Annotated in this window: 3 protein-coding genes and 1 tRNA gene; 1 reads left to right on the top strand and 3 read right to left on the bottom strand. The window is 67.9% G+C overall.

The window, feature by feature from the left end; translation table 11 throughout:
- The 3 genes from AB0M20_RS40580 to AB0M20_RS40570 form a co-directional block, all read right to left on the bottom strand.
- A partial coding sequence (locus AB0M20_RS40580; protein WP_364306519.1) for a low temperature requirement protein A occupies positions 1-203 on the bottom strand: 203 nt, incomplete at its 3' end.
- Positions 200-625, bottom strand: a complete 426-nt coding sequence (locus AB0M20_RS40575; protein WP_364306517.1) for a GNAT family N-acetyltransferase — start codon at positions 623-625, stop codon at positions 200-202. The genes AB0M20_RS40575 and AB0M20_RS40580, both read right to left, overlap by 4 nt.
- A 29-nt stretch (positions 626-654) precedes the next feature.
- Positions 655-731 (bottom strand) — tRNA-Thr (locus AB0M20_RS40570).
- A 149-nt stretch (positions 732-880) separates the two neighbouring features.
- Between AB0M20_RS40570 and ugpC the strand changes: the two genes are divergently transcribed.
- On the top strand, positions 881-1,969 hold the full coding sequence (ugpC, locus tag AB0M20_RS40565) for a sn-glycerol-3-phosphate ABC transporter ATP-binding protein UgpC (RefSeq protein ID WP_364306515.1): 1,089 nt from the start codon (positions 881-883) through the stop codon (positions 1,967-1,969).
- Positions 1,970-1,976 lie beyond the last annotated feature (7 nt).

Genomic DNA, 1,976 nt, shown 5'->3' with positions numbered 1-1,976 from the left:
ATCCAGGCCCACCAGATGGCGAAGAAGACCATCAGGTACGACGTGACGCCGTGCGCGACGTGATGCTCGGCGATGTCGTGGTGCAGCGGCAGCGCGGCCTGCGCCACGGCGACCACGAAGCAGAGGTCGAAGAAGAGCTCGAGCGGCGTGGCGACCCGGTGCGCCTCGTCGGCCGCCCGGGCGCGCATGGGCAGCAGTCTCATGCCGGCTCCCGGTCGATCAGATCCCAGTTGAGCAGCACGAACGGCGCCTCCTCGGTGGCGCCGGCCTTCCGATAGGTGGCCAGGGCGGCCGCGTTGTCCGTCTCGGTGCCGACCCACATGCCGTAGCAGTCGCGCCTGCGGGCCAGGTCGGCGAGCGCGCGGACCAGCTCGGTGGCGACGCCCTTGCCGCGGGCGTGCTCGGCGACGCCGAGCTCGTAGACGAACATCTCGGTGCCCTTGTCCGGGTGCGTCATCTCCACGCCGGAGATCATCCCGACCGGGTCGTCCCCGTCGTAGGCGAAGAGCAGATGATGATCGGGCGAGGCGAGGAACCGGACGGTGGCGTCACCCAAGGGCGGTCCATCGAAGAGATCGGCGGCCCGCTCGACCTCGGCGGCGTCGGAGATCCGCTCGATGCGCATGCCGCTCACCCTAGGGCTTCGCGAGGAGGTGGAGCCCCCGGTCGGAATCGAACCGACGACATCTCGCTTACAAGGCGAGTGCTCTGGCCAACTGAGCTACAGGGGCGCGCCGGAACAGCATACCGGCTCGTCAGGGGCGTACAGAAAGCACCAAGACCTTGGCAGAAGTGTGAAAAAAGTTTACGGTGAGCGGGTTGTTCCTCCCACTCGGATCGTCCGGCACGTTCCTGCCGGTGGAAAGGAAGTCGGTACTCCATGGCTACAGTCACGTACGACAAAGCCTCCCGGATCTACCCGGGCTCTGAGCGCCCCGCGGTCAACGAGCTCAATCTCGAGATCGGCGACGGTGAGTTCCTCGTCCTGGTCGGCCCCTCCGGTTGCGGCAAGTCCACCAGCCTGCGCATGCTCGCCGGCCTCGAGGACGTGGACCGCGGTCGCATCCTGATCGAGGGCAAGGACGTCACGAACCTTCCCCCGAAGTCCCGCGACATCGCGATGGTCTTCCAGAACTACGCTCTCTACCCGCACATGTCGGTGTACGAGAACATGGCGTTCGCCCTGAAGCTCCGCAAGACCCCGAAGCCGGAGATCGACCGGCGGGTCAAGGAGGCCGCGGCTCTGCTGCAGCTGGACGAGTACCTGGCCCGTAAGCCGAAGGCGCTCTCCGGTGGCCAGCGTCAGCGTGTCGCCATGGGCCGCGCGATCGTCCGCGAGCCGCAGGTGTTCCTCATGGACGAGCCGCTGTCGAACCTCGACGCCAAGCTCCGCGTCCAGACCCGCTCGCAGATCGCCACGCTGCAGGCCAAGCTCGGCATCACCACCGTCTACGTGACCCACGACCAGGTCGAGGCCATGACCATGGGCCACCGGGTGGCGGTCATGCTCGACGGCGTGCTGCAGCAGTGCGACACCCCGCGGGTGCTCTACGACAACCCCGGCAACGTCTTCGTGGCCGGCTTCATCGGCTCCCCGGCGATGAACCTCAAGACGGTGGCACTGACCGAGTCGGGCGCCGACTTCGGCCCGCTGGCCATCCCGCTGTCCCGCGAGCAGGCGGCCGCGGCACAGAACGGCGGCGGCAAGGTGACCGTCGGCTTCCGCCCCGAGGCCACCGACCTGGTCGGCACGAATGAGGCCGGCCTGCCGATCGTCGTCGACCTGGTCGAGGACCTGGGCTCGGACGCCAACGTCTACGGCCACGCGGCCATGGACGGCGGCTCGGAGCGCTTCGTGGTCCGCACCGACCGCCGCAACATGCCGAGCATGGGCGAGACGGTGAACATCAAGCCGCAGGCCAACCAGGTGCACCTGTTCAACGCCTCGAGCGGCGAGCGCATCGTCTGATCTCAGC

The sequence above is a fragment of the Actinoplanes sp. NPDC051633 genome, assembly GCF_040681735.1.
Taxonomy (GTDB): Bacteria; Actinomycetota; Actinomycetes; order Mycobacteriales; family Micromonosporaceae; genus Actinoplanes.
The sequence above is the reverse complement of the archived record's forward strand: the minus strand, read 5'-3'. Positions and strand labels throughout refer to the sequence as shown.